The 23137-nt window shown below is 70.1% G+C and carries 18 protein-coding genes and 3 pseudogenes; 13 read left to right on the forward strand and 8 right to left on the reverse strand.

The features are described from left to right. Window positions 1-40 precede the first annotated feature (40 nt). The 10 genes and pseudogenes from ABZ855_RS22035 (at window position 41) to ABZ855_RS22080 (ending at window position 8406) form a co-directional block, all read left to right on the forward strand. A complete protein-coding gene (locus ABZ855_RS22035; RefSeq protein ID WP_360809252.1) occupies window positions 41-1138 on the forward strand; it encodes an LLM class flavin-dependent oxidoreductase in 1098 nt (365 codons plus the stop codon). Continuing rightward, window positions 1135-1875: a CE1759 family FMN reductase gene (locus tag ABZ855_RS22040; RefSeq protein WP_360809254.1), complete on the forward strand. Its 741-nt coding sequence runs from the start codon at window positions 1135-1137 to the stop codon at window positions 1873-1875. Before ABZ855_RS22035 ends, ABZ855_RS22040 begins: the two co-directional genes overlap by 4 nt. Before the next feature lie 70 nt (window positions 1876-1945). Further along, window positions 1946-2186: pseudogene (locus ABZ855_RS22045) on the forward strand (WhiB family transcriptional regulator). Window positions 2187-2417: 231 nt separating this feature from the next. Beyond that, on the forward strand, window positions 2418-3239 hold the full coding sequence (locus ABZ855_RS22050) for a helix-turn-helix domain-containing protein (protein WP_360809256.1): 822 nt from the start codon (window positions 2418-2420) through the stop codon (window positions 3237-3239). Beyond that, window positions 3218-3493: pseudogene (locus ABZ855_RS22055) on the forward strand (alpha/beta hydrolase fold domain-containing protein); the annotation flags it as partial. The gene ABZ855_RS22050 and the pseudogene ABZ855_RS22055, both read left to right, overlap by 22 nt. A gap of 1 nt (window position 3494) precedes the next feature. Then, window positions 3495-4202 carry a low temperature requirement protein A gene (locus ABZ855_RS22060; protein WP_360809258.1) on the forward strand — a complete coding sequence of 236 codons (708 nt, stop codon included), beginning with the start codon at window positions 3495-3497 and terminating at the stop codon, window positions 4200-4202. A 261-nt stretch (window positions 4203-4463) separates the two neighbouring features. Continuing rightward, window positions 4464-6344: an amidohydrolase gene (locus ABZ855_RS22065; RefSeq protein ID WP_360809463.1), complete on the forward strand. Its 1881-nt coding sequence runs from the start codon at window positions 4464-4466 to the stop codon at window positions 6342-6344. 98 nt (window positions 6345-6442) lie between these two features. Beyond that, entirely contained in the window at window positions 6443-7105 is a 663-nt protein-coding gene (locus ABZ855_RS22070) for a hydrolase (protein WP_360809260.1), read from the forward strand. 49 nt (window positions 7106-7154) lie between these two features. Next, window positions 7155-7688, forward strand: coding sequence for a DoxX family protein (locus ABZ855_RS22075; protein WP_360809262.1), 534 nt, complete (start codon window positions 7155-7157; stop codon window positions 7686-7688). Beyond that, entirely contained in the window at window positions 7669-8406 is a 738-nt protein-coding gene (locus ABZ855_RS22080; RefSeq protein WP_360809264.1) for a YoaK family protein, read from the forward strand. The genes ABZ855_RS22075 and ABZ855_RS22080 overlap by 20 nt, the downstream gene beginning before the upstream one ends. Before the next feature lie 66 nt (window positions 8407-8472). Here the strand turns inward: ABZ855_RS22080 and ABZ855_RS22085 are convergent, their stop codons facing one another. Continuing rightward, window positions 8473-9486: a helix-turn-helix domain-containing protein gene (locus ABZ855_RS22085; protein WP_360809266.1), complete on the reverse strand. Its 1014-nt coding sequence runs from the start codon at window positions 9484-9486 to the stop codon at window positions 8473-8475. Window positions 9487-9590: 104 nt separating this feature from the next. Beyond that, the gene (locus tag ABZ855_RS22090) at window positions 9591-12476 is read right to left on the reverse strand and encodes an AAA family ATPase (protein WP_360809268.1); all 2886 of its coding nucleotides are present in this window, start codon (window positions 12474-12476) and stop codon (window positions 9591-9593) included. Between the two features lie 286 nt (window positions 12477-12762). On the opposite strand from ABZ855_RS22090, the pseudogene ABZ855_RS22095 reads away from it, so the two are divergent. Further along, a pseudogene (locus ABZ855_RS22095) lies at window positions 12763-13029 on the forward strand (transposase); the annotation flags it as partial. Window positions 13030-13093: 64 nt separating this feature from the next. On the opposite strand, the gene ABZ855_RS22100 reads toward ABZ855_RS22095, so the two are convergent. Together ABZ855_RS22100 and ABZ855_RS22105 are read right to left on the reverse strand one after the other, a co-directional pair. Continuing rightward, window positions 13094-14422, reverse strand: coding sequence for a class I SAM-dependent RNA methyltransferase (locus ABZ855_RS22100; protein WP_360809270.1), 1329 nt, complete (start codon window positions 14420-14422; stop codon window positions 13094-13096). Between the two features lie 143 nt (window positions 14423-14565). Beyond that, window positions 14566-16614 carry an APC family permease gene (locus tag ABZ855_RS22105; RefSeq protein WP_360809272.1) on the reverse strand — a complete coding sequence of 683 codons (2049 nt, stop codon included), beginning with the start codon at window positions 16612-16614 and terminating at the stop codon, window positions 14566-14568. A gap of 391 nt (window positions 16615-17005) precedes the next feature. Between ABZ855_RS22105 and ABZ855_RS22110 the strand changes: the two genes are divergently transcribed. Together ABZ855_RS22110 and ABZ855_RS22115 are read left to right on the forward strand one after the other, a co-directional pair. Then, window positions 17006-17677 carry a TrkA family potassium uptake protein gene (locus ABZ855_RS22110; protein WP_319199920.1) on the forward strand — a complete coding sequence of 224 codons (672 nt, stop codon included), beginning with the start codon at window positions 17006-17008 and terminating at the stop codon, window positions 17675-17677. Then, window positions 17677-18354, forward strand: a complete 678-nt coding sequence (locus tag ABZ855_RS22115; protein ID WP_307630888.1) for a TrkA family potassium uptake protein — start codon at window positions 17677-17679, stop codon at window positions 18352-18354. Before ABZ855_RS22110 ends, ABZ855_RS22115 begins: the two co-directional genes overlap by 1 nt. A 139-nt stretch (window positions 18355-18493) precedes the next feature. On the opposite strand, the gene ABZ855_RS22120 is transcribed toward ABZ855_RS22115, so the two are convergent. From ABZ855_RS22120 to ABZ855_RS22135, 4 genes are read right to left on the reverse strand one after another with little or no spacing between them, the layout of a single operon-like run. Next, window positions 18494-19213, reverse strand: coding sequence for a DUF3159 domain-containing protein (locus ABZ855_RS22120; protein WP_319199918.1), 720 nt, complete (start codon window positions 19211-19213; stop codon window positions 18494-18496). Window positions 19214-19216: 3 nt separating this feature from the next. Beyond that, a complete protein-coding gene (locus ABZ855_RS22125; RefSeq protein ID WP_360809275.1) occupies window positions 19217-19615 on the reverse strand; it encodes an OB-fold nucleic acid binding domain-containing protein in 399 nt (132 codons plus the stop codon). A 40-nt stretch (window positions 19616-19655) separates the two neighbouring features. Next, entirely contained in the window at window positions 19656-20339 is a 684-nt protein-coding gene (locus ABZ855_RS22130) for a response regulator (RefSeq protein WP_360809277.1), read from the reverse strand. Then, window positions 20336-22915 (reverse strand): sensor histidine kinase KdpD, encoded by a 2580-nt coding sequence (locus ABZ855_RS22135; RefSeq protein ID WP_360809279.1) that lies wholly within the window; start codon window positions 22913-22915, stop codon window positions 20336-20338. Before ABZ855_RS22135 ends, ABZ855_RS22130 begins: the two co-directional genes overlap by 4 nt. Between the last annotated feature and the right edge of the window lie 222 nt (window positions 22916-23137).

A 23137-nucleotide genomic window follows, 5' to 3' on the forward strand; every position in this document is an offset into this window, starting at 1 on the left:
GCATCCCCAGTACCGAGTACGTCATCGAAAGGAATCAGCAATGCAGTTCGGGATTTTCAGCGTCGGTGATCTCACCGTCGATCCGACGACCGGGCGTGCGCCGAGTGAGCACGAGCGGATCAAGGCGATGCTCGCCATCGCGCTCAAGGCCGAGGAGGCCGGCCTCGACGTCTTCGCGACTGGCGAGCACCACAACCCGCCGTTCGTGCCGTCCTCTCCGACGACGATGCTCGGCTACATCGCCGCCCGCACAGAGAACCTGATCCTGTCCACCTCGACGACGCTGATCACGACGAACGACCCGGTGAAGATCGCCGAGGACTTCGCGATGCTCCAGCACGTCGCGGACGGCCGCATGGACGTGATGATGGGCCGCGGCAACACCGGCCCGGTCTATCCGTGGTTCGGCAAGGACATCCGGGACGGCATCGACCTCGCCATCGAGAACTACGCGCTGCTGCGCCGCCTGTGGGACGAGGACGTGGTGACCTGGGAGGGCAAGTTCCGTACGCCGCTGCAGTCGTTCACCTCCACCCCGCGCCCGCTCGACGGTGTCGCACCGTTCGTCTGGCACGGCTCCATCCGCTCTCCGGAGATCGCCGAACAGGCCGCGTACTACGGCGACGGCTTCTTCCACAACAACATCTTCTGGCCCGCCGGCCACACCAAGCAGATGGTGAACCTCTACCGCAGGCGCTTCGCCCACTACGGGCACGGCACCCCGGAGCAGGCCGTCGTCGGCCTCGGCGGCCAGGTGTTCATGCGCGAGAACTCCCAGGACGCGGTCCGCGAGTTCCGCCCCTACTTCGACAACGCTCCGGTCTACGGCCACGGCCCGTCCCTGGAGGAGTTCACCCGCGACACCCCGCTGACCGTCGGCTCCCCGCAGCAGGTCATCGAGCGGACCCTGTCCTTCCGTGACTATGTGGGGGACTACCAGCGCCAGCTGTTCCTCATGGACCACGCCGGGCTGCCCCTCAAGACCGTCCTGGAGCAGCTCGACATCCTCGGCGAGGAGGTCGTCCCGGTGCTGCGCAAGGAGTTCGCCGGCCTCAAGCCCGCCGGCGTCCCCGACGCGCCCACCCACGCCGCCCGCGTCGCCGCCAAGACGACCACCGCCGAAGGGAGTTCCCGGTGAGGCTCGTCGTCGTGGCGGCAGGGCTGAGCTCCCCGTCGTCCACCCGGCTCCTGGCCGACCGCCTCGCCGCGGCCACGCTCGACCATGTGAACGCCGAGGTCGAGGTGGTCGAACTGCGCGACCTCGCCACCGAGATCGCCCAGCATCTCGTCACCGGCTTCCCGGCCGCCCGGCTCGCCGCCGCGCTCGACACGGTGGCCGCCGCGGACGGCCTGATCGCCGTCACGCCGGTCTTCTCCGCGTCCTACAGCGGCCTGTTCAAGTCGTTCTTCGACCTCATCGACAAAGACGCCCTGACCGGAAAGCCCCTGCTCGCCGGCGCGACCGGCGGCACCGCCCGCCACTCCCTGGTGACCGAACACGCCCTGCGCCCCTTGTTCACCTACCTGCGCGCGCTCGTCCTGCCGACCGCCGTGTACGCGGCGTCCGAGGACTGGGGCGAAGAGGGCCTCGCCCACCGCATCGCCCGCGCGGGCACCGAGTTGGCCCGCTTCATGACCTCCACCGGAACCGAGGCCACCGGCAGCTCCCCGGGCCCCGGCAGAGTCCCCGCCCCCGCCACGGCCCCCGACGTCGACACCACCGCGGCGATCGCACCCCGCTCCCTGCACGGCGCGATCACTTCGGTCGACCCCACCGACGGGTTCGGCGCCGGTCTGATCCCCTTCGAACAGCGGCTCGCCGCGCTGAGCCGGTTCTCAGGCGGTGCGCGAACACGTCCGTCGGCACACTCCTGAACCCCCGCCGCCAGGGACGCCTCAGCGGCGGGACGGGACGGATGAGGGCGCTGGCGAAGCCTTGCTGCACATGTGGGACTGGCAGGGCAAGGCCGCGTGCCGAGGCGTGGACAGCGCGGTCTTCTTCTCTCCCAGCGGCGAGCGGGGCACGGCGCGCAGGCGTCGGGAGGAGGCGGGCGCGCGCGATCTGCCGCGCCGGTCCGGTGAGCGGCCCGTGCGCCCGCTTCGCTGTGGCCTCGCGGCAGCAGTACGGCGTCTGGGGCGGGATCACCGAGGCCGAACGCCGCTCAGGGGATGCGGTCGCGGGCTGACGGTGCCCCGGCCTGCCAACGGACAGTCACATCGCCAGTCGACTGACAGATGCCTGCAGGACAGACGTTCGGCAGAGTAGAGGACATGAGGCCGCCGTCGGCGGCATGACCTCGACCCTGGACTCGGCGCAGGCAACACCGATGCGACACCGACCACGGTGTGCGGACGGTCTCCCGGAGCACGGGCCGCGACGCGACAGGGCCGCTATCGCATCGAGCGGAGAACTCCTCATGTCCACACTGCCCGGGCTCACCCATACCCTCTCGCCACTGCCGCACGCAGGAGACGACCAGTTCTTCCGGTTGGGGCTGGCCGAGAAGGACTCTGTCGCGACGACCCGGGACGGAGGCCGTATCGTCATGAGACCGGGCGACCTCATCTTCTGTGATCCGGGACGACAACGCTCGCCGAGGTTTCCGGACGCCTGCGGCATGACGGTCTTCCGGCTGCCACGCTCTTATCTGGAACTCTCGGAAGCTGACTGGGACCAACTCACCGGAACGAGGGTCGCGGGCGATGCGGGACTGGGCGGGCTGGTCTCGGACTTCCTGTCGGTGTTGTCCGCCGGGGCCGACACGCACGCGCCTCAGGTGATTCACCAACTGACCCGCAACACCGTCGATCTCCTGGTCGTCCTCGTCATGGAACTCCTGCAAGGGGCGCAACGGAACGATCCGGCGGGGCCGTCCGCCCGCGACGAGATGCTCTCCCATGTCCGCGCCTACATCGAACAGCATCTGCCGGACCCCGACCTGTCCCCGCAGTCGATCGCACGCGCGAACCATATTTCCGTGCGCTACCTGCACAAGCTTTTCCAGGCCGACGGGATCACCGTGGGGCAGTGGGTGCGGCAGCGTCGGCTGGACTGCTGCCGGCGTGATCTGAGCAGGGCGCCGAACCGCAGGATCACCGTGGCGGCGGTGGCGCACCGCTGGGGGTTCACCAGCGCGGCCCACTTCAGCCGTGTCTTCCGGGCCACCTACGGCATGACACCGACCGACTGGCAGGCGCTGGGCGGCTGCCGCCGCGTCCGCCCTACCTGTTCGAGCTGACGCCGGTGAAGGGCCGCAGGGCGGTCGACGAGGTGCAATCCGGCGACATCGCTCTGCCGGCGCTGGACAAGGAGTGGGTGGTGGTGCCGGGCCGGCCCACGGACACTGTGGTGGTGTTCCCGGAGTACGACCTGTCGCCCGAGGCCCGCTACCCGGTGGCGATCGAGAGAACCCACGCGGTGGCCCGGTGAATCGCCGAACAGGGTGCGCAGGTGTTGTTCTACCCGGTCACCGTTTCCTCCTTCGGTACCGGTGGTGCTGCGCACGGCACTGGCGGCACTGTGGCTGCGCGCCGGCCTCGCCGATCGCCCGCGGCGTGCGACCACGCTGCGCTTCGCCGTCGGCGTGACGGTCTGTCAACTCGATTTGGTGGGGCTGTTGTTCCTCCCGGCCACGGGTCGACTTCCCGGCATCTCCGTGCATGACGCCGTGGCCTCCACGTCATATCGCGGAGCCTACGAGGCGGCCGCCACGATCGCCGTACGGGGGGCCTTCGAGCGGCAACAGAACATCGCCGCCCTGTGCGCCCTGGCCGGGGGCAGGCTGTTGATGGCCATCGCGATGTGGTGGCTGTACTTCGCCCGGCCCGCGCACACGCTGCTCGCCACGACGCACCAGGCGCACGGCAGACGGTTCACCTGGGCCTACGGGCACTACTTCGTGTTCGCGTCGGCCACCGCCGAGGGAGCGGGCCTGGCTGCCTACGCCGACCACCTCACGCGCCCCGCGGGGACCGCCGGGGTCCTGCCGGCCGCGCTGGGGGTCACGGTTCCGGCCGCCGTCTTCGTGTTCGCCGTCCGGGCGGTGCACCTCCGCCCGCACCGGCGCCGCAAGGCCGATGACGTCCCGTGCGCCGTCACCGTCGTCGGCCTGCTGCCGGCGACGTGGCTCCCTGCGCCCGCGCTGGTTGCCGGTGCGCTCTTGGGCGGTGTCGTCGTCGCGGTCACCCGGCAGAACCCCTGAGTCGCTCCCGCGAGGCCGGCGACCACCACCGCGTGCGAAGCACCCTCGGGCCGCCGGACCACCCGTGCGCTACAGGTCAACCCGCAGTGCACTGACCGGACATCGGGCCCGGCTCTTCCCCCGTAGCGTGATCGGCGAAGCAGCCGCCGCACGGTCGTCCGTGCACCTCGCCGATGTGTCGTCGGCTTGAGCGCGGCCTGTCGCAGATCCCACCCCATACGCCCCGTACGCCCTTCAGGAGGTTGTCGAAAGGTGTCCACGATGCCGGTCGGCGGGCTGATTCCCCGCGCCACCGACGACGCGGCGGACCTCGTCGTCCGCAACGCGAAGATCCACACCGGTGATCCCCGGCTGCCCCAGGCCGAGGCGATCGCCATCCGCGACGGAGTCATCACTACCGTCGGCGGGGACAAGGACGTGGCCGGGCAGGTCGGTTCCGCGACCCGGGTGGTCGACGCGCTGGGCCGCCGGATGATCCCCGGCCTCAACGACTCTCACCTGCACGTCATCCGCGGCGGCCTCAACTACGTGCTGGAGCTGCGCTGGGACGGCGTACGCTCCCTTCGCCAGGGCCTGGCCATGCTCCGGGAACAGGCGGCCCGCACCCCCGCGGGCCAGTGGGTACGGGTGGTCGGCGGCTGGTCCGCCGAGCAGTTCGCCGAACGGCGGCTGCCCACGGTCGCGGAACTCAACGCCGCCGCGCCGGACACCCCCGTCTTCATCCTGCATCTGTACCAGTCCGCCATCCTCAACCGCGCGGCCGTCAAGGCCGCCGGCTACACCAAGGACACCCCCGACCCGCGGGGCGGACAGATCATGCGGGGACGCGACGGCGACCCCACGGGCATGCTGCTCGCGGCCCCGAGCGCACTGATCCTCTACTCGACGCTGGCCAAGGCGCCGGTGCTGGACGAGGAGCATCGCAAGACGTCCACCCGGCACTTCCTGCGCGAGCTCAACCGGTTCGGTCTCACCTCCGCGATCGACGCGGCGGGCGGCTTCCAGAACTTCCCGGACAACTACGAGACCGTCACGGAGCTGGCCAGGGAAGGCGCGCTCTCCCTGCGGATCGCCTACCACCTCTTCCCGCAGACCGCCGGACAGGAGATCGACGACCTCACCCGGTGGATCGCCATGGTCCGCCCCGAGGACGGCGACGAGTGGCTGCGCCTCAACGGCGCCGGAGAGAACCTCACCTGGGCGGCGGCGGATTTCGAGAACTTCGCCGAGCCGCGCCCCGAACACGCCCCCGATTACGAGGTGGAGTTCGAGAAAGCGGTCCGCCTCCTCATGGAGAACGGCTGGGGTTTCCGCCTGCACGCCACCTACGACGAGACCATCCGCCGTGACCTGGCCGTCTTCGAGAAGCTGGCCGCCGAGGGGTTGTTCCCCGGGAACAACCGGTGGCTGTTCGACCACGCGGAGACGGTGTCCGCCGACAGCCTCGACCGTATCGTCGCGCTCGGCGGCGCCATGTCCGTGCAGAACCGGCTCTCCTTCCAGGGCGAGGCCTTCGTCCGCCGGTACGGGATCGGTGCCGCTGCGGACGCGCCGCCGGTCCGGGCGATGCTGGGGCGGGGACTGACCGTGGGCGCCGGTACCGATGCCACACGGGTCTCCTCGTACAACCCGTGGATCGCTCTGCACTGGCTGGTCACCGGCCGGACCGTGGGCGATCTGACCATCCATCCGCCGCACAACCGGGTCGACCGGGAGACGGCGCTGGAGATGTTCACCACGGCTGGTGCCGCGCTGACCGGTGAACAGGACCTCAAGGGCGTACTGCGCCCGGGTTTCCTCGGTGACCTGACCGTCCTGTCGGAGGACTACTTCACGGTGCCGGATCCGGAGATCGCCCACATCGAAGCCCTCCTGACGGTCGTCGGCGGCCGGGTCGTGTACGCCGCCGGCGAGTACGAGGGCATCGACGAGGAGATGCCCGCCGTGACGCCCGAGTGGAGCCCGGTGGCCCACTTCGGCGGCTACCAGGCGACCCCCGCGCAGGACAGGCCGGGAGTCCGTCAGGCGGAACTGCTCGGCGAGGCCGCCGCCGAGTCGGAGCTGCACCGCCAGTGGCGTGCCCGCCGCGGACTGGTCCCCGAGAACGACACCCCGGTCTTCGACCCCTGCTTCTCCCTGTGACCGGAGGCGCGCCCGTGCGCTCCGGCCCTCACACCTCCCTTCCCGGATCGCGGACGACCGTCCGTGATCGTCATCTCTCATCGCAGAAAGGCACACTCATGGTCGATATCGCCGAGGTCACCGCTGCTCCCAGCCCCGACCTGCTGACCCCCGACAACTGCACGGTCCTGTTCGTGGACCACCAGCCGCAGATGTTCTTCGGCACGGGCAGCGGCGACCGCACCGCGATCATCAACGCGACCGTGGGCCTGGCGAAGGCCGCCAAGGCCTTCGAGGTCCCCACCGTCCTGAGCACCGTGGCCGCCGAGTCGTTCTCGGGCCCGCTGATGCCGCAGCTCGCGGACGTCTTCCCCGGTCAGAAGATCGTCGACCGCACCACGATGAACGCCTGGGAGGACGAGGCCTTCGTCGAGGCGGTCAAGGCGACCGGGCGCAAGAAGCTCGTCATCGCGGGGCTGTGGACCGAGGTCTGCGTCGTGCTGCCCGCGCTGTCGGCGCTCGCCCAGGGCTACGAGGTCTACGTCGTCACCGACGCGTCGGGCGGCGTCAGCCCCCAGGCCCACGAGCACGCCGTACAGCGCATGGTCCAGGCCGGTGTGGTGCCGGTGACCTGGGTGCAGGTGCTCCTGGAGCTCCAGCGCGACTGGGCGCGCGCGGAGACGTACCTGCCGGTCATGGACGTCGTGAAGGCGCACGGCGGTACCTACGGTCTCGGCGTCGTCTACGCCCAGGCGGTCATCGGCGAGCACGCCGCCGGCTGACCCTCCCCCACGGTTGACGACGGACGTCAGGAACAGGCGGATACACGCGATGGACAGCGGATTGCTGCTGCTCCGGCTGGTGGTGGGGCTCCTCATCGCCGGGCACGGAGTGCAGAAGGTCAGTTTCCGGCTGGACGGCAGCGGGCTGGCCGGAGGAACCGAGGAGTTCCGCCGGGACGGCTTTCGCGGCGGGCAACTCACCGCCCTCGCCGCGGGCGGCAGCCAGATAGGGGCCGGACTGTTCCTGGCGGCCGGACTCCTCACTCCGCTGGCGGCAACGGCCGCCATGGGGGTGATGACGGTGGCCGGCACCATCAAGTGGCACAACGGGCTGTGGGTCCAGCACGACGGCTACGAGTACCCGGCGGTCCTCGTGGCCGTCGCCGCGGCCCTCGCCCTCACCGGTCCTGGAAAGTGGTCGCTCGACCACGCCCTCGGGCCCATCACCTGGCCCTTGTGGGTCTCCCTCGCGGCGATCGTGATCGGCCCGGCAAGCGGGCTGGTCACCCGAGCGGTGCTGTCGCGGCCGACGGCCGGCGACCCGACGAACGAAAGGACACGGCATGCGCAAGCTGCTGACTGACGCCGCACGGACACTCGTCCCGCCCCGGGGCGACCGGCACGGGCCGCTGCCGCCCCTGATGCTCGTGCTGACGGTGGTGACGGGCCTCATCGACGCCGTGAGCTATCTGGCGCTCGGCCGGGTGTTCGTCGCCAACATGACGGGCAACGTGGTCTTCCTGGGCTTCGCCCTGGCCGGCGCGCCGGGCCTGTCGGTGGCGGCCGCCATCGTCTCGCTGCTGTCGTTCCTCGCGGGCGCCTTGGGGGGCGGGCGGTTCAGCACCGGGCTCGCAGCCCATCGCGGACGGCTGCTGAGCACGACGACCGCTCTACAGGCCCTGCTCGTCGCCGGGACGGTGATCGCGGTCGCGGTCGCGCACGGCGAGGTGTCCAGCCCGGTCCGCTACACCCTGATCGTGCTGCTCGGCCTCGCCATGGGGACGCAGAACGCGGTCGCGCGGCGTCTCGGGGTCCCGGACCTGACGACCACCGTCCTGACGCTCACCCTGACCGGTCTGGCGGCGGACTCCACCGTGGCCGGCGGTGCGGCACCGCGGCCCGGTCGCCGGGTGCTGTCGGTCCTCGCCATGTTCCTGGGCGCGCTCGTGGGGACACTCCTGCTGGCACACACCGAACTCGTGCACATCCTGCTGCTGGCGCTGGTGCTGCTCGTGGTGACGTCGGTGACCGCGCGACGGCTGTCGGCCGGCGCACCCGAGTGGACCAGGCCGCCCGCCTGAGGACTGCGGACGCATCGGCCTGGGCGGCGCTGCCGTCCGGGGTACCGGCCGACGGCTTCGACGAAGTCACCCAGGCGGATACATGACGCCAGAACCTGGGGCCGGCGTGGCGCGCCACTCGCTGGGGGACACACCATAGAAGGCCCGGAACGACCTGCTGAAGTGCGCGGCGCTGGCGAATCCGTGCAGGTGTGCCACGGCGGCGATGGTCAGCCCCCGGGTCTGGCGGTGCCGCAGGTCGCGTCGGCCGGCTTCGAGCCGGCGACGCAGGATCCAGCGGCCGACCGTCGTGCCCTCGGACTGGAAGAGCTTGTGCAGGTATCGCAGCGAAATGTGATGGGCGCGGGCTATGCGCGCGGGCGAGAGCTCGGGATCGGCGAGCTGTTCGTCGATGAACCCCTGGATCCGCAGCAGGAGGGCCCGGTTGGCGTCGGCCGCCTCGGCTCGGCCGCGCCGGAGCCATTCGTCGGCCAGCACCCCGAGCAGGTCCACCGCGTTGCGGGCCATCAACTCACCGATGTCCGCCGAGAACAGCTCCGCGTCGTCCACGAGCCGCGTGACCATTGAGGGCAACAGGGCACCGATGGACGTGTCGGGCCCGAACGGCACCGCCGTGATCCGGCACAAGTCGTCCTCGTGCGAGCGCAGCGCCGCACGGGGCAGCACCAGGGACTTCACGCGGAAGGAGTGCGTGATGTCCAGCCGGACGGGCCGGAACGTGTCGTAGAGGAAAACGTCGTTCGTCTCCAGAGCCGCCGTCCGCCCGTCCTGGTCGATCCGACCGGCCCCGGACTCCAGGAGGCTGACGACCACGCAGTCCCCGCGACCGGTGTCCTCGGTCGAGACGGCGGAGCGCCGGACAGTCATTCCGTCGCCCTCCGAGCGCACCACCCGCAGCATGCCGAGGACGGCGGTGCTGACGGAGCCCGAGGACGAGGGGTCCCGCGAGGAGATGTCGACTCCCCCCAACGCATGCGACAACGTGTCACGCCAGTCCGTTCCCTGTGCGCGGGCGGACACCAGTGGCCCGGCGTGGATGGTGGTGCGGGAGCTGCCTCGGGCAGTCGTCCCAGTAGTCATAAGAATGCGTCCCCTTCCTTCCTCACGAGCCTGCCGCGCTCCGCGCGCCCCGCGCGTCGCACGTCCGCGGTGGATCTTGAGGAGGGGTGTGGGATACGAAGTGACTACTCTCCGTGCCGACGTGCGGCTGCGATTTCCGCCAGCTCGACGCGTGAGGTGATGTCGAGCTTGATGAAGGCGCGCCGCAGGTGCGAGCTGACCGTGTGCGGCGACAGCCCCAGGCGCTGAGCGGTCGCCCGGTTGGTCAGACCCTGCGCGACCAGCCGGATGACCGCCACCTCCGACTCCGTCAGTTCGGGCCAGACCGCGGAGGTCCGCTGGGCGGAGGTACGGCGCCGCGGGGCACCCATGGCGCGCAGCCGGCACCGGACACGGGCTGCGTCACGTTCCGCACCCGCTTCCGTGTAGAGGTCGAGCGCACGGTCGAGACGGGGCACGGCGTCGGCGGCGCTGCGCGTGGCCAGCCGGATGCCGGCGTCTTCCAGCGCCGCGGCCCTGGGGAGCAGTCGGGGGATGCCGTCGTACAGCTCGACCGCCGTGAGCAGCTGTCCGAGATCGTTGTCGAGCAGGCCCCGGGCGTGCGCGGCGGCGGCCGCGAGGACCGGGAAGCCGGCGTTGCGATCCGCCCGGCGCTCCGCGAGGGAGACGGCCGCGGCGGCCCGCTCCGCCGCCCCAGCCCGCAGCGCCATGCGGACGAAGACGACCATGTCGGCCGGGTCGTCCGGGCTGGCGAGGGACGGGCCGTCCAGGGCTAAGGTGCCGAAGGACTCGTCGAGGAGTTCCATGGCACGATCCGGTGCGCCCACGTCGTCCGCGACCAGGGCGAGGAGCCAGGAGCCCACGTTGCGGACGAGGACGGCGGGGTCGCCGACCATGCGCTCGGCCTGCGCGGCGTACGTCGTGACGGCTTCCCGGTCGTTGGTGTGCAGGGCGACGCGCAGAAGCGTGTACAGGGCCGTCGCCTCGGCGAAGTTGCCCATGCCCATCTCGTCCGCCAGCGCCGTGGTGGCCTCGGCCTCCGCGCGTGCGTCGTCCAGGTGGCCGGCGTCGAAAAGCACCCGGGACCGGTTGCTCATCCACAGGCCCATGGCCGCGGCCTGCCCCTGCTTCTGGGTCTCCCGGATGCCGGCCGCCGACTCGGCGAGCGCCCGGTCGGTCCGGCCCTCGGCGTTGAACAGGAAAGCCTGCCACAGCGCCTCCGGCACCCACAGCGAGTGGAGGAAGCCGATGTCGTCCGCGAGGGACGACGCCTCGTCGGCCAGCTCGAACGCCCGCTGCCACTCCATCCGGTAGAAGCGGACGACGGAGTCGACTGCGATCGCGGTGGCCCGGGCGGCGTCGTCATCGCCCTCGGCCGCCGCCGCGAGGGCTTCGGCAACGGCCCGTGACGTCGCCTCGAAGTCACCGATCATCGACAGGTTGAGGCAACGCAGCGCCAGCAACTGGGCCCGCACACCCTCGGAGATGTCAGGAAGCGCCGCCCCGATCCGGGCCTGCTCGGCGGCCTCGGTGAAGTCGAACTGGCTGGAGACGCGGGCCAGACCGAGCCTCAGCCGGGCCTCGGCCTCCGGCCGCATGCTCCCCGGCAGGACCGCGGCGGCCAGCGCCCGAGCCTGTCCGGCCTGTCCCGTCTGCCACAGCAGCAGCATCGTCTCCGCGACGACAGCGGGATGCTCCGGCGCGGTCTCCGCGGTCAGTTCCAGCGCCCGCCGGCTGAGCTGTTCGGCCGATGCCGGAGCCGAAGCGGACAGCTCGGCAGCGGCGGCCCTCAGTAACTCCACAGCTCGCTGGTCCCCGGCCTCGGCGGTGTCCACGAGCAGGGCGGCCGCCTCGGTCACCGGGGCTCCGCGTGCCAGCAGCACTTCGGCGGCGTGCCGCCGCAGAGCCCGGTGCACGGCCACGGGGATGCTGCTCTCGACGGCCTCACGGAACAGGTCGTGACGGAACAGCAACCGCTCGTCGCGCTCGACGAACAGATGGGCGTCCAGGGCCTCCTGCACCGGCGCTATCAGCGAGGCCGAGGGCCGTCCCAGCAGTTCGGCGAGGAGCCCGATGGTGACCGTGCGGCCGACCGCCGAAGCGGTCTGTACGACCTCGCGCGTCGCCGGGGTGAGGCGGTCGAGAGCGAGCCGTACGGAAGCCTGGAAACGGGCCGGCACCTCGTCGCCGGCCAGTCGTGCGATGTCGCCCTCGACGACCACGGAGTGCTCTTCGCGCATGCTGCGCAGCAGTTCGACGAGCAGCAGCGGCACACCTTCGGCCCGTCCAGCCGCCTTCAGCGTCCCGGCGTCGGGCCTGGCCCCCAGGACGTCCTCGGTGATCTCGGCGACCGCCTCGGCGGTGAGGGGACCGAGTTCCAGGCGGAGTGCGCCAAGTTGCCCGAGGCGGTCCAGCGTCGCGCGGACACCCGGCGCGGCGGCGTTGGTTCGGACCGCCAGGAGCCACAGGATGGCGTGCGACGTGAGTCGCGCGGTCAGCGTGCGCAGGGCGAGGAGGGTGACGTCGTCGAGCCACTGGACGTCGTCCAGGGCGATGACCAGCGGCATGTCGAGCGCCGCCTGCTCCAACCGGTCCTGCAACTCCTGGAGCAGCCAGAAGCGTTGCTCGGAAGCGCTCGCCAGGTCGCGCAGGCGATCGACGTCGAACAGCGTGCCGCTGTCCGTGAGCAGTCCGTCCAGCAGCGGCCCCAGGGGAACGAACTGCCCGTCAGGATCGGCGCCGCCTTGGAACACTCGCAGCTCGCGGCGCATTGCTCGTCCCCACGCTTCCACGAGCAGGCGGCTCTTGCCACTGCCGGGAGCCCCCTCGACACACACGATGCCGCCGCGGCCCCGCGCCAGCTCGGCAAAGCGCTCGTCCAGGAGAGCCAACTCCGCATCCCGTCCCCGTACTGGCGACTGGCTGTCGCCGATCCGAGGTGAGGGCACGGACTGCCGAAAAGCTTTCAACGTATTCCTCTGTAGTGCTGTGAGCAATGACCGTGCGTGCACACTTGCACGACCACAGCATGTCAGTCCAAAAAATCGCGACACGACGGCACCCGGAAGTGGGCGTCGATCCTCGCGAGCATGAGCGGAGCTGCCCTCACACTCTCCGACCGCCGGTCTGCCGACGCTCGTGCCGGAGAACGTCAGAACATCAGGGCCATCTCACGGCAGCGACGGATCGCGAACACCCACACGAACACAGCCGAAGGGGCGGTGGATCAAACACCTGAACACCCAGTTCGGGTCGGTCGACTCGACGCTTACATCATCGCCGACTTCACGACACCCGCTGCCGACACCGGCCTGCGAGACCAGCACGGGTGGGCGACCGGAGAAGCACCCACGGCGCGAGATGGTGGACACGATCCGATACACGGCCGACACCGGCTGCAAGTGGCGGGCCCTGCCCAAGGACTTCCCGCCCTGGCACATGTGTTACGGATTCATGCCCCGCTGGGCCGCCGCTGGCCGGGCGCCCAGCGCGGTCGCCACCGTCATCGTCTCCCAGTCCATCAACGCTGCGGAGACGGTCGGCCACGACGCCCGCGACTACGACGGCGCCTTACCCGTTCCCGCCTCCCAAACCGGTCGATCCGACGAAGAAGACAGAAAACCGCAGGTCAAGATCCCTTTCCAGCGGGTTCAAGGATGGCGACACACTCCACATGATGCGTCATCGGAAACAAATCAAAAGCCCGCAACGTCCGCACCCGATACCCCCCCTCCCGGAAGTACCCCAGATCCCGCGCCAGCGCCGCCGGATCGCAGGCCACGTACGCGATCTTCCTCGCCCCCAGCTTCACCAGCTGCCCGACCGTCTTGCGACCCGCGCCCGCCCGTGGCGGGTCCAGGACGATCAGGTCGACCTCGGTGATACCCGTGCGCGGCAGAACCGCCTCGACCTTGCCCTGTTCGATGCGGACGCGGTCGAAGGCCGCGAGGTTGTGCCGGGCGTCCTCGACCGCGCGCTTGCCCGACTCGATGCCGAGGACCGCGCCCTTCTCGCCGATCCGGTCGGCGAGGGCGCCCGCGAACAGGCCGACGCCGCAGTAGAGGTCGAGGGCCATGTCGCCCTTGCGCGGGAGCAGGCCCTGCATGACCGCCTTCATCAGCGTTTCCGCCGCCATCGGGTGGACCTGCCAGAAGCCGCCGCTGCCGACCCGGTAGGTCCGCCCGTCGGCCCGCTCGCGCACGAACGCGCGGCCGTGGACGCGGTGGATGCCGCCGTCGTGCTCCTCGACGCGCATGACGGAGACGGGCTTGTCGAGCTCGACCAGGGGCAGGCGGGCGCCGGGCTTGGGCTCCAGGATGACCATGCGGTCCTGTGATCCGGTCGCGGCGATCGCGTCGACGGACTCCATCCCGGCCCAGTCGCGCTGCTCGATGCCGAGTTCGCTGACGCCCGGCGCCGCGATCATGCAGTGCTCGATCGGCTCGACCTCGTGCGAACGGTGGTGCCGCAGACCGGCGTTGCCGTCCGCGTCCACCGCGTACTGCACCCTCGTACGCCACTGAGGCACCTCGCCGGGCGGCAGTTTGTCGCCCTCGGCCGGCATCACCGTGCCGTCCCAGCCGGCCTCCTCCGGGGTCAGGCCGGCGAGCCGCTTGAGCTGTTCGGCGATGACCTCGCCCTTGAGGCGGCGCTGTGCGCCCGGCTTGGCGTGCTGCCAGTCGCAGCCGCCGCAGCGGCCGGGGCCGGCGTACGGACAGGGCGCCTCGACCCGGTCCTTGGAAGCCGTCAGCACCTCCACCGCGTCCGCGCGCAGGAACCGCGCCCCTTCCTCGCCCTCCGTCACCCGGGCCACGACGCGCTCACCGGGCAGCGTGTGGCGGACGAAGAGCACCTGTCCTTCGTCCGTACGGGCGATGCAGTGGCCGCCGTGCGCGACGGGCCCGACCTCGACCTCGTACTCCTGGCCCACCAGCGATTTCTTGGGTTCTGCCTGCATGGCGGGGTGACTCCAGGGATGAGAAAGGGATGCGAAAGGGATGAGCAAAGGGGGACGGCCGGACAACAGCCCACCAGTCTACGTGGGCGTCGCCCGGCCGCTCACCACAAGTCCGTCGTACCGGACCCGGTCGCCGACAGCCGTCAGTCCTTCGCTTCCGGTTCCCGCGCCCGCTCCTCCGCGGGCCCGCGCCGCACGGATCCGGGGGCGTTCCACTCCTGCCGCTTGCGGGCCCGCTTCTTGGCCACCTCGGACGACTGGAGCTGGTAGGGCACCGACGTCACCATGACGCCCGGGGTGAACAGCAGGCGGCCCTTGAGGCGCAGCGCGCTCTGGTTGTGCAGCAGCTGCTCGTACCAGTGACCGACCACGTACTCCGGGATGATCACGGACACGGCGTCGCGCGGCGATTCCCGGCGCAGACCCTTCACGTACTCGATCACCGGCCGGGTGATCTCCCGGTACGGCGAGTCGAGCACCTTGAGCGGCACGGTGATCCCCCGCCGCTCCCACTCCTCCCGCAGTGCCTTCGTCTCCACCGGGTCGACGTTGACGCTGAGCGCCTCCAGGGTGTCGGAGCGCATCAGCTTCGCGTACGCGAGCGCCCGCAGCGTGGGCCGATGGATCTTCGAGATCAGGACGACCGAGTGCACCCTCGAGGGCCGCACGCTGTCGTCGCCCGGGCCCTCCGGGGCCGCGATCTCCTCGGAGACCCGGTCGTAGTGCTTACGGATGGCGGTCATCACCGCGTAGAAGATCACCATGCCGAGCAGGGCCACCCAGGCACCGTGCGTGAACTTCGTACCGAGGACGACGACCAGCACCAGCCCGGTGAAGAAGGCGCCGAAGGCGTTGATCGCGCGGGAGCGCATCATCTGCCGGCGCTTCACCTGGTCCTTCTCGGTGGCCAGGTGGCGGTTCCAGTGCCGGACCATGCCGGTCTGGCTGAGCGTGAAGGACACGAACACGCCGACGATGTACAGCTGGATGAGGCGCGTCGAGTCCGCCCCGTAGATCCACACCAGCAGGACGGCCGCCCCGGCGAGCAGCACGATGCCGTTGGAGAAGGCGAGCCGGTCACCGCGCGTGTGCAGCTGGCGCGGGAGGTAGCGGTCCTGCGCGAGGATCGAGCCGAGCAACGGGAAGCCGTTGTACGCGGTGTTGGCGGCCAGGAAGAGCACCAGTGCGGTGGCGGCGGCGAGCAGGATGAAGAAGAAGCTGCCGTCGCCGAACACGGCCTCGGCGACCTGTGAGATCACCGGGTTCTGGACGTATCCGGAACCGACCTCGACCCCGTTGTCCAGCAGGTCGTGCGCGGGGTTCTCGGCCATGCGCACCTTGGTGGTCATGGCCAGCACGATGATTCCGCAGAACATGGTGACGGCGAGGAGCCCCATCGCCGCGAGGGTGGTCGCCGCGTTCTTGGACTTGGGCTTACGGAAGGCCGGCACGCCGTTGGAGATGGCCTCGACGCCGGTGAGCGCGGCGCAGCCGGAGGAGAAGGCACGCAGCAGCAGGAACACCAGCGCGAATCCGGCCAGCCCCTGGTGTTCGGCCTTGATCTCGTAGCCGGCGGTCGGCGCACGCATGGTCTCGTCGAGCACCAGGCCGCGGAACGCGCCCCACGCGATCATGATGAAGACGCCCGCGACGAACACGTACGTCGGAATCGCGAAGAGCTTCCCGGACTCCTTGACGCCCCGGAGGTTCATCAGCGTCAGCAGCACGATGACGGCGATCGCGCAGAACACCTTGTGTTCGACGACGAAGGGGACGGCGGAGCCGAGGTTCTCGATGCCGGAGGCGATCGACACGGCGACGGTGAGCACGTAGTCGACGAGCAGCGCGCTGGCGACCGTGAGGCCGGCCTTGGGGCCGAGGTTGGTGTTCGCCACCTCGTAGTCGCCGCCACCGCTCGGGTACGCGTGCACGTTCTGCCGGTAGGAGGCGACCACGGTGAACATCAGTACGACGACAGCGACCGCGATCCACGGGCTGAAGTGGTACGCCGACACGCCCGCGATCGACAGGACCAGCAGCACTTCCCCGGGCGCGTAGGCGACGGAGGAGAGCGGGTCGGAGGCGAAGACGGGGAGAGCGATGCGCTTCGGCAGGAGCGTTTCGCCCAGCCGATCACTGCGCAGTGCGCGCCCGATCAGGATGCGTTTGGGCACGTCGGTCAGTTTGGACACGGACAGGATCGTAAGCTCCCTGACTTGCTCTGAGCACATCCGGGTGAAATCCCGCCGGTCCGCCGAGTGAAATTCCGGCATGCGAGACAGGCGGACACCCCGGGGGCCGCGTCCTCATGGCTATATGACGAAACCACCGCAGTCCTTATGCCCTCTTTACCCCCTTTCCCCCCTTCACCTCCGCCGTCTCCCCCAGGAGCCCCCATGCCAGATCTCGCCGCGGAACTGATCGGCGCCGGCGCCACTCTCGTCGCCCTCGCCCTGCTGACCCTGGCCAGCGTCCGCAGCATCAGCCGCAGGTAGAGGGGTGCCCTCCGGCGACCGTGCGTGTGAAGCTTGGGCGGGGGTCTGAGACCCTGTTCAAGCCAAGTCAACGGATGGAAGGACGGTCGTGCACATCGTCATCATGGGCTGCGGCAGAGTGGGCTCCGCTCTCGCGCAGACCCTGGAGCAACAGGGGCACACGGTCGCGGTGATCGACCAGGACCCCACCGCCTTCCGACGACTGGGCTCCGGGTTCGGCGGCCGTCGCGTCACCGGGGTCGGCTTCGACCAGGACACCCTGCGCGAGGCGGGCATCGAGGAGGCGGGCGCCTTCGCCGCCGTCTCCAGCGGTGACAACTCGAACATCATCGCGGCCCGGGTGGCCCGCGAGATGTTCGGCATCGAGAACGTCGCGGCCCGTATCTACGACCCCCGCCGCGCCGAGGTCTACCAGCGCCTGGGCATCCCGACGGTCGCCACGGTCCGCTGGACGGCCGACCAGATGCTGCGCCGCCTGCTGCCGTCCGGCGCGGAGCCGCTGTGGCGGGATCCCACCGGGGGCGTCCAGCTCGCCGAGGTGCACGCGTCGTCGGCCTGGGTGGGCCACAAGATCAGCAGGATGCAGGACGAGACCGGCGTGCGCGTCGCCTTCCTCACCCGCTTGGGCGAGGCGGTACTGCCCACCTCGCAGACGGTGCTCCAGGAGGGTGACCTGGTGCACGTGATGATGCGTACGGACGACGTCGAAAAGGTCGAGGCGTCCTTCGCCGAGGGCCCTGAAGAGGAGGCCGGTCACTGATGAGGGTCGCCATTGCCGGTGCCGGTGCCGTGGGCCGCTCGATCGCGGGCGAGCTGCTGGAGAACGGGCACGAGATCCTGCTGATCGACAAGGCCCCCACGGCCATCTCGGTCGAACGAGTCCCTCAGGCGGAGTGGCTGCTCGCCGACGCCTGCGAGATCACGTCACTGGACGAGGCCGCGCTGCAGCGCTGCAACGTCGTGATCGCCGCGACGGGCGACGACAAGGTGAACCTGGTCGTCTCCCTGCTCGCGAAGACGGAGTACGGCGTTCCGCGCGTCGTCGCCCGCGTGAACAACCCCAAGAACGAGTGGCTGTTCAACGAGTCCTGGGGCGTGGACGTGGCGGTCTCCACCCCGCGTCTGATGTCGGCCCTGGTCGAGGAGGCGGTGAGCGTAGGCGACCTGGTACGCCTGCTCCGCTTCAGCCACGGCGACGCCAACCTCGTCGAACTGACGCTCCCCCCGGAGTCGGCGCTGGCCGGCACCCAGGTCGGCGACGTGGAGTGGCCGGAGGACACGTCCCTGGTGACGATCATCCGCGGCACCCGGGTCCTGACCCCGTCCCGGGAGGACTCCCTGGAAGCAGGCGACGAACTCCTGTTCGTAGCAGCCCAGGCCAGAGAGGAACAGCTGGAGGACCTGTTGTCGGTCCGCAAGGAAGAAGCCCCGAGCTGACCCCCAGCCCGTCCGGCGTTTGAGGACGAGGCCCCTTCAGGGCCGAAAGGGGGGGTCTGGGGGCACAGCCCCCAGAAGGGATGGGACGGGTAGGGGCGGCGGGGGCGAAAACCCCCGACGCCCACCCCCACACACCGCCCTACTCGGAAGAAGAAGCCGCAGCCTTCCGCTGCTCCTCGGCCCGCTCCTCCGCCTCCATCTCCGCGAACACATCGATCGGCGCCGGCGCCTTCGCCAGGAACACCCACGTGAGCCACACGGCCAGCAGGAACGGCGGAATCTTCAACGCCACCAGCACCCACCCGAGCGACGCCGTGTCCGCCCACCAGTACAGCGGGAACAGAATCGCGCACTTGGCGAGCAGAATCAGCCCCCAGGCCCAACTGGCCTTCGCGTAGGCCTTCTTGCGCCCCGGGTTACGCGTGCGCCAGGAGAGGTTCTCCTTGAAGACCGGGCCGAGGATCACCCCGAGCAACGGCACCCCGAACAACGTCGTGATGATATACAGCAGCGCCAGCCCCAGCGTGTAGAGCATGCCGGGCAGATAGAAGTCCTTGGCGTTGCCCGTCATCATCGCGAAGACGACACCGAAGGCCACCCCGAAGACACCGCTGAAGGCGTGCTTGACGGTGTCCTTCATGACCAGGCGCACCACCACCAGCAGCACCGAGACACCGAGAGCCGCGATGGCCGACGAGTGCAGGTCCTTGTTGATCGTGTAGATCGTGACGAAGAGCAGCCCCGGCAGGACCGTCTCGATCATGCCCCGCAGACCGCCGAACGCCTCGAAGAGCGCGGCCTCGGTCACCGCCCTGGAATCGTGCTGGGCGTCTTCGGTCGGCTTGTCGAGCGACGTCACCGGCTACTCCCGTCCGAGAGGTCTCAGTTCGTATTTCGGATTGAACAGCACGCGCCGGCCCCGGCTCATCGAGATCCGCCCCGACGCGATCAGCTTGCGCCCCGGCTCTATCCCGACGATGGAACGTCTGCCGAGCCACACCACGTCCAGCGCGGCCGAGCCGTCGAAGAGCTCGGCCTCCAGGGCCGGAACCCCCGCCCTCGGCCGTAGCGTGACCGTGCGCAAGGTACCAGTAACCGTCACTATCTGTCGGTCGTGGCAGTCACCGATACGCGTACAGCCGGCGACCGCGGTGTCCTCGCGCAACTCCTCGGACTCCAGGTCCTCCTGTGACGAGGAGAGCCGGTCGAGCATGCGCCGAAACCGGCCCACCGGCTTCTCGGAACGAGGAACAGCACTCATAACTGAAGCGTACCGGCGCCCACCGACACCGACGTACCCGCTACCTCTCGAACCGATACCCCATCCCGGGTTCGGTGATGAAGTGCTTCGGATGCGAGGGGTCCGCCTCCAGTTTGCGCCGCAGCTGCGCCATGTACACGCGTAGATAGTTGGTCTCCGTGCCGTACGACGGCCCCCAGACCTCCTGGAGCAGCTGTTTCTGGCTGACCAGCCGTCCCGTGTTGCGCACGAGGACCTCGAGCAGATGCCACTCGGTGGGAGTCAGCCGTACGTCACGCCCGCCGCGGTGGACCTTCTTCGCGGCCAGGTCGACGGTGAACTCGTCGGTCTCCACCAGGACGTCGTCCTCACCGCTCCCCACGGGCTCGGCCCGGCGGACGGCCGCGCGCAGCCGGGCCAGCAGTTCGTCCATGCCGAAGGGCTTGGTGACGTAGTCGTCGGCGCCCGCGTCGAGCGCCTCGACCTTCTCGTCGGACGAGTGCCGGGCGGACAGCACCAGGATGGGCACCCGGGTCCATCCCCGGAGTCCCTTGATCACCTCGACGCCGTCCATGTCGGGCAGTCCGAGGTCGAGCACGACCACATCGGGGTGCCGGGCGGCGGCGAGTTCGAGGGCGGTGGCGCCGTCGGGGGCCGCGTCGACCTCGTACTTGCGCGCCCTGAGGTTGATCACGAGGGCGCGCACGATCTGCGGCTCGTCCTCGACCACCAGCACCCGGGTCATGACACCTGCCTCTCCGACTCAGCCAAAACCGCCGGCACCGCCGACTCCGCCGACACCTCTGTTCCCGCCGCCCCGGCCGCCGCCTGGGCCGCACGCACCGTGAGCACCATGCTCAGCCCGCCCCCAGGCGTGTCCTCGGCCCGCAGGGTGCCGCCCATCGCCTCGGCGAACCCCCGGGCGACCGCGAGCCCCAGCCCCACCCCGGCCCCGCGCGGAGCGTCACCGTACCGCTGGAACGGCTCGAAAATGCGGTCCTTCGCCTCGTCCGGCACGCCCGGCCCACGGTCCACCACCCGCACCTCCACCCGCTCGGCGATGGCGCTGGCGGCCACCAGAACCGTCCGCCCGTCGGGGCTGTACTTGACGGCGTTCTCGACCAGGTTGGCCACCGACCGCTCCAGCAGCCCCGGGTCGACGGCGACCATCGGCAGGGTCTCCGGGATGTCCAGCTCGACACGGTCCTCGGGTACGCCCCCCAGCGCCATCGGCACCACCTCGTCGAGGTCGATCTCCCTGATCAGCGGGGTGACGGTGCCGGTCTGGAGCCGGGACATGTCCAGCAGGTTGCCCACGAGGTGATCGAGCCGGTCGGCGCCGTCCTCGATGCCGGCCAGCAGTTCGGCCTGGTCCTCCTCGGACCACGCCACGTCGTCCGACCGCAGCGACGAGACGGCCGCCTTGATCCCGGCCAGCGGTGTACGCAGGTCATGGCTGACGGCGGCGAGCAGCGCCGTGCGGATGCGGTTGCCCTCGGCGAGGGCACGGGCCTGGTCGGCCTGGGACTGGAGGCGCCGGCGGTCAAGGACCACGGCCGCCTGGGCGGCGAACGCGGCCAGCACACGCCGGTCGGCGGCGGGCAGTACCCGGCCGGAGAGCGCGAGGGCCATGTGGTCGCCGACCGGCATGTCCACATCGGCGTCCTCCGGCCGCTGCACGGCCTGCCGGGTGCCGACGCTGCCCGCGCAGGTCCAGGGATCGACGTCGCTCGCCCGCTCCAGCAGCGCCACCGACTCCATGCCGAAGGTCTCCCGAACCCGGTCCAGGAGGGCCTCCAGGCTGGTCTCACCGCGCAGAACGCTCCCCGCGAGAAAGGAGAGGATCTCCGACTCGGCCCGCAGCCGGGCCGCCTGGTGTGTACGCCGGGCCGCCAGATCCACCACGGACGCCACCGACACGGCGACGCCGAAGAAGATCACCAGGGCGACGATGTTCTTCGGGTTGGCGATGGTCAGCCGGTGGTACGGCGGCGTGTAGTAGTAGTTCAGCAGCAGCGAGCCGAAGGCCGCCGAGGCGAGGGCCGGGTAGAGGCCGCCGAGCAGGGCCGCCGCCACCGTGAGCGCCAGGAACAGCAGCATGTCGTTGGCGAGGCCGAGGTCGACCCTGTTCAGCATCAGCGCGAGGAACAGCGGGCCGGCCACGCCGACCAGCCAGCCCGAGATGATCCGCGCCCGCCCGAGCCGCGCTCCCCGGGCCACGGGCAGCCCTCGCCCTTTGCCGGCCTCGTCGTGGGTGATCAGGTGGACGTCGAGGTCGGGCCCCGAGTCGCGGGCCACGGTCGCGCCGACCCCGGGTCCGAAGACGTACTGCCAGGTCTTGCGCCGGGAGACGCCCAGCACGATCTGCGTGGCGTTCACGCCCCGCGCGAAGTCCAGGAGGGCCGCCGGGACGTCGTCCCCCACCACATGGTGAAACGTTCCTCCGAGGTCCTCGACCAGCGTGCGCTGGACGGCCAGCTCCTTCGGCGAGGCATTCGTCAGCCCGTCGCTGCGGGCGACGTAGACAGCCATGACCTCGCCGCCCGCGCCCTTCTCCGCGAGCCGCGCGGCCCGCCGGATCAACGTACGGCCCTCGGGTCCGCCGGTCAGCCCGACGACGATCCGCTCGCGCGAGCCCCAGATCCTGAAGACCTGGTGCTCGCTGCGGTACTCGGTCAGGTACTCGTCGACCCGGTCCGCCACCCACAGCAGCGCCAGCTCCCGCAGGGCGGTCAGATTTCCCGGCCGGAAGTAGTTGGCGAGAGCCGCGTCGACCTTGTCCGACTTGTAGATGTTGCCGTGGGCCATCCGCCGCCGCAGCGCCTGCGGGGACATGTCGACGAGCTCGATCTGATCCGCGCGCCGGACCACTTCGTCGGGGACGGTCTCCTGTTGACGTACACCAGTGATCGACTCAACCACATCACCCAACGACTCAAGATGTTGAATGTTGACCGTCGATATCACGTCAATACCCGCCGCCAGCAGCTCCTCCACGTCCTGCCAGCGCTTGGTGTTGCGCGAGCCGGGGATGTTGGTGTGCGGCAGTTCGTCCACCAGGGCGATCTGCGGCCGGCGGGCGAGCACGGCGTCCACGTCCATCTCGGTGAAGACGGCTCCGCGGTAGGGCAGCTCCTGGCGCGGGATCTCCTCGAGCCCGTGCAGCATCACTTCCGTACGCGGCCTGCTGTGGTGCTCCACGAACGCGACCACACAGTCCGTGCCCCGCTCCACACGGCGGTGCGCCTCGGACAGCATCGCGTACGTCTTGCCGACGCCCGGTGCCGCACCGAGGTATATCCGAAGCTTGCCGCGACCCATGGCCTCATTGTCTTCCCGTGTCCACTGCTCACGCAGCGTCGACCCTACGTCCAACAATGTCGACAAAAGGGACGAGCGGCAGGCCGGACCGGCTCTTTGACGCAACCCTGACGCCCGGGCGAACGGAAAATGGGCTGCACTCCCCAGCGAGGAGTACAGCCCACGTCCTGGAACTCGATGCGGCGCGCCAGCGCCCGCTAGGGGCGCGGGGAACTGCGCGAC

It is taken from the genome of Streptomyces sp. NPDC047042, from assembly GCF_040644035.1.
In the GTDB taxonomy this organism is placed as follows: Bacteria; Actinomycetota; Actinomycetes; order Streptomycetales; family Streptomycetaceae; genus Streptomyces.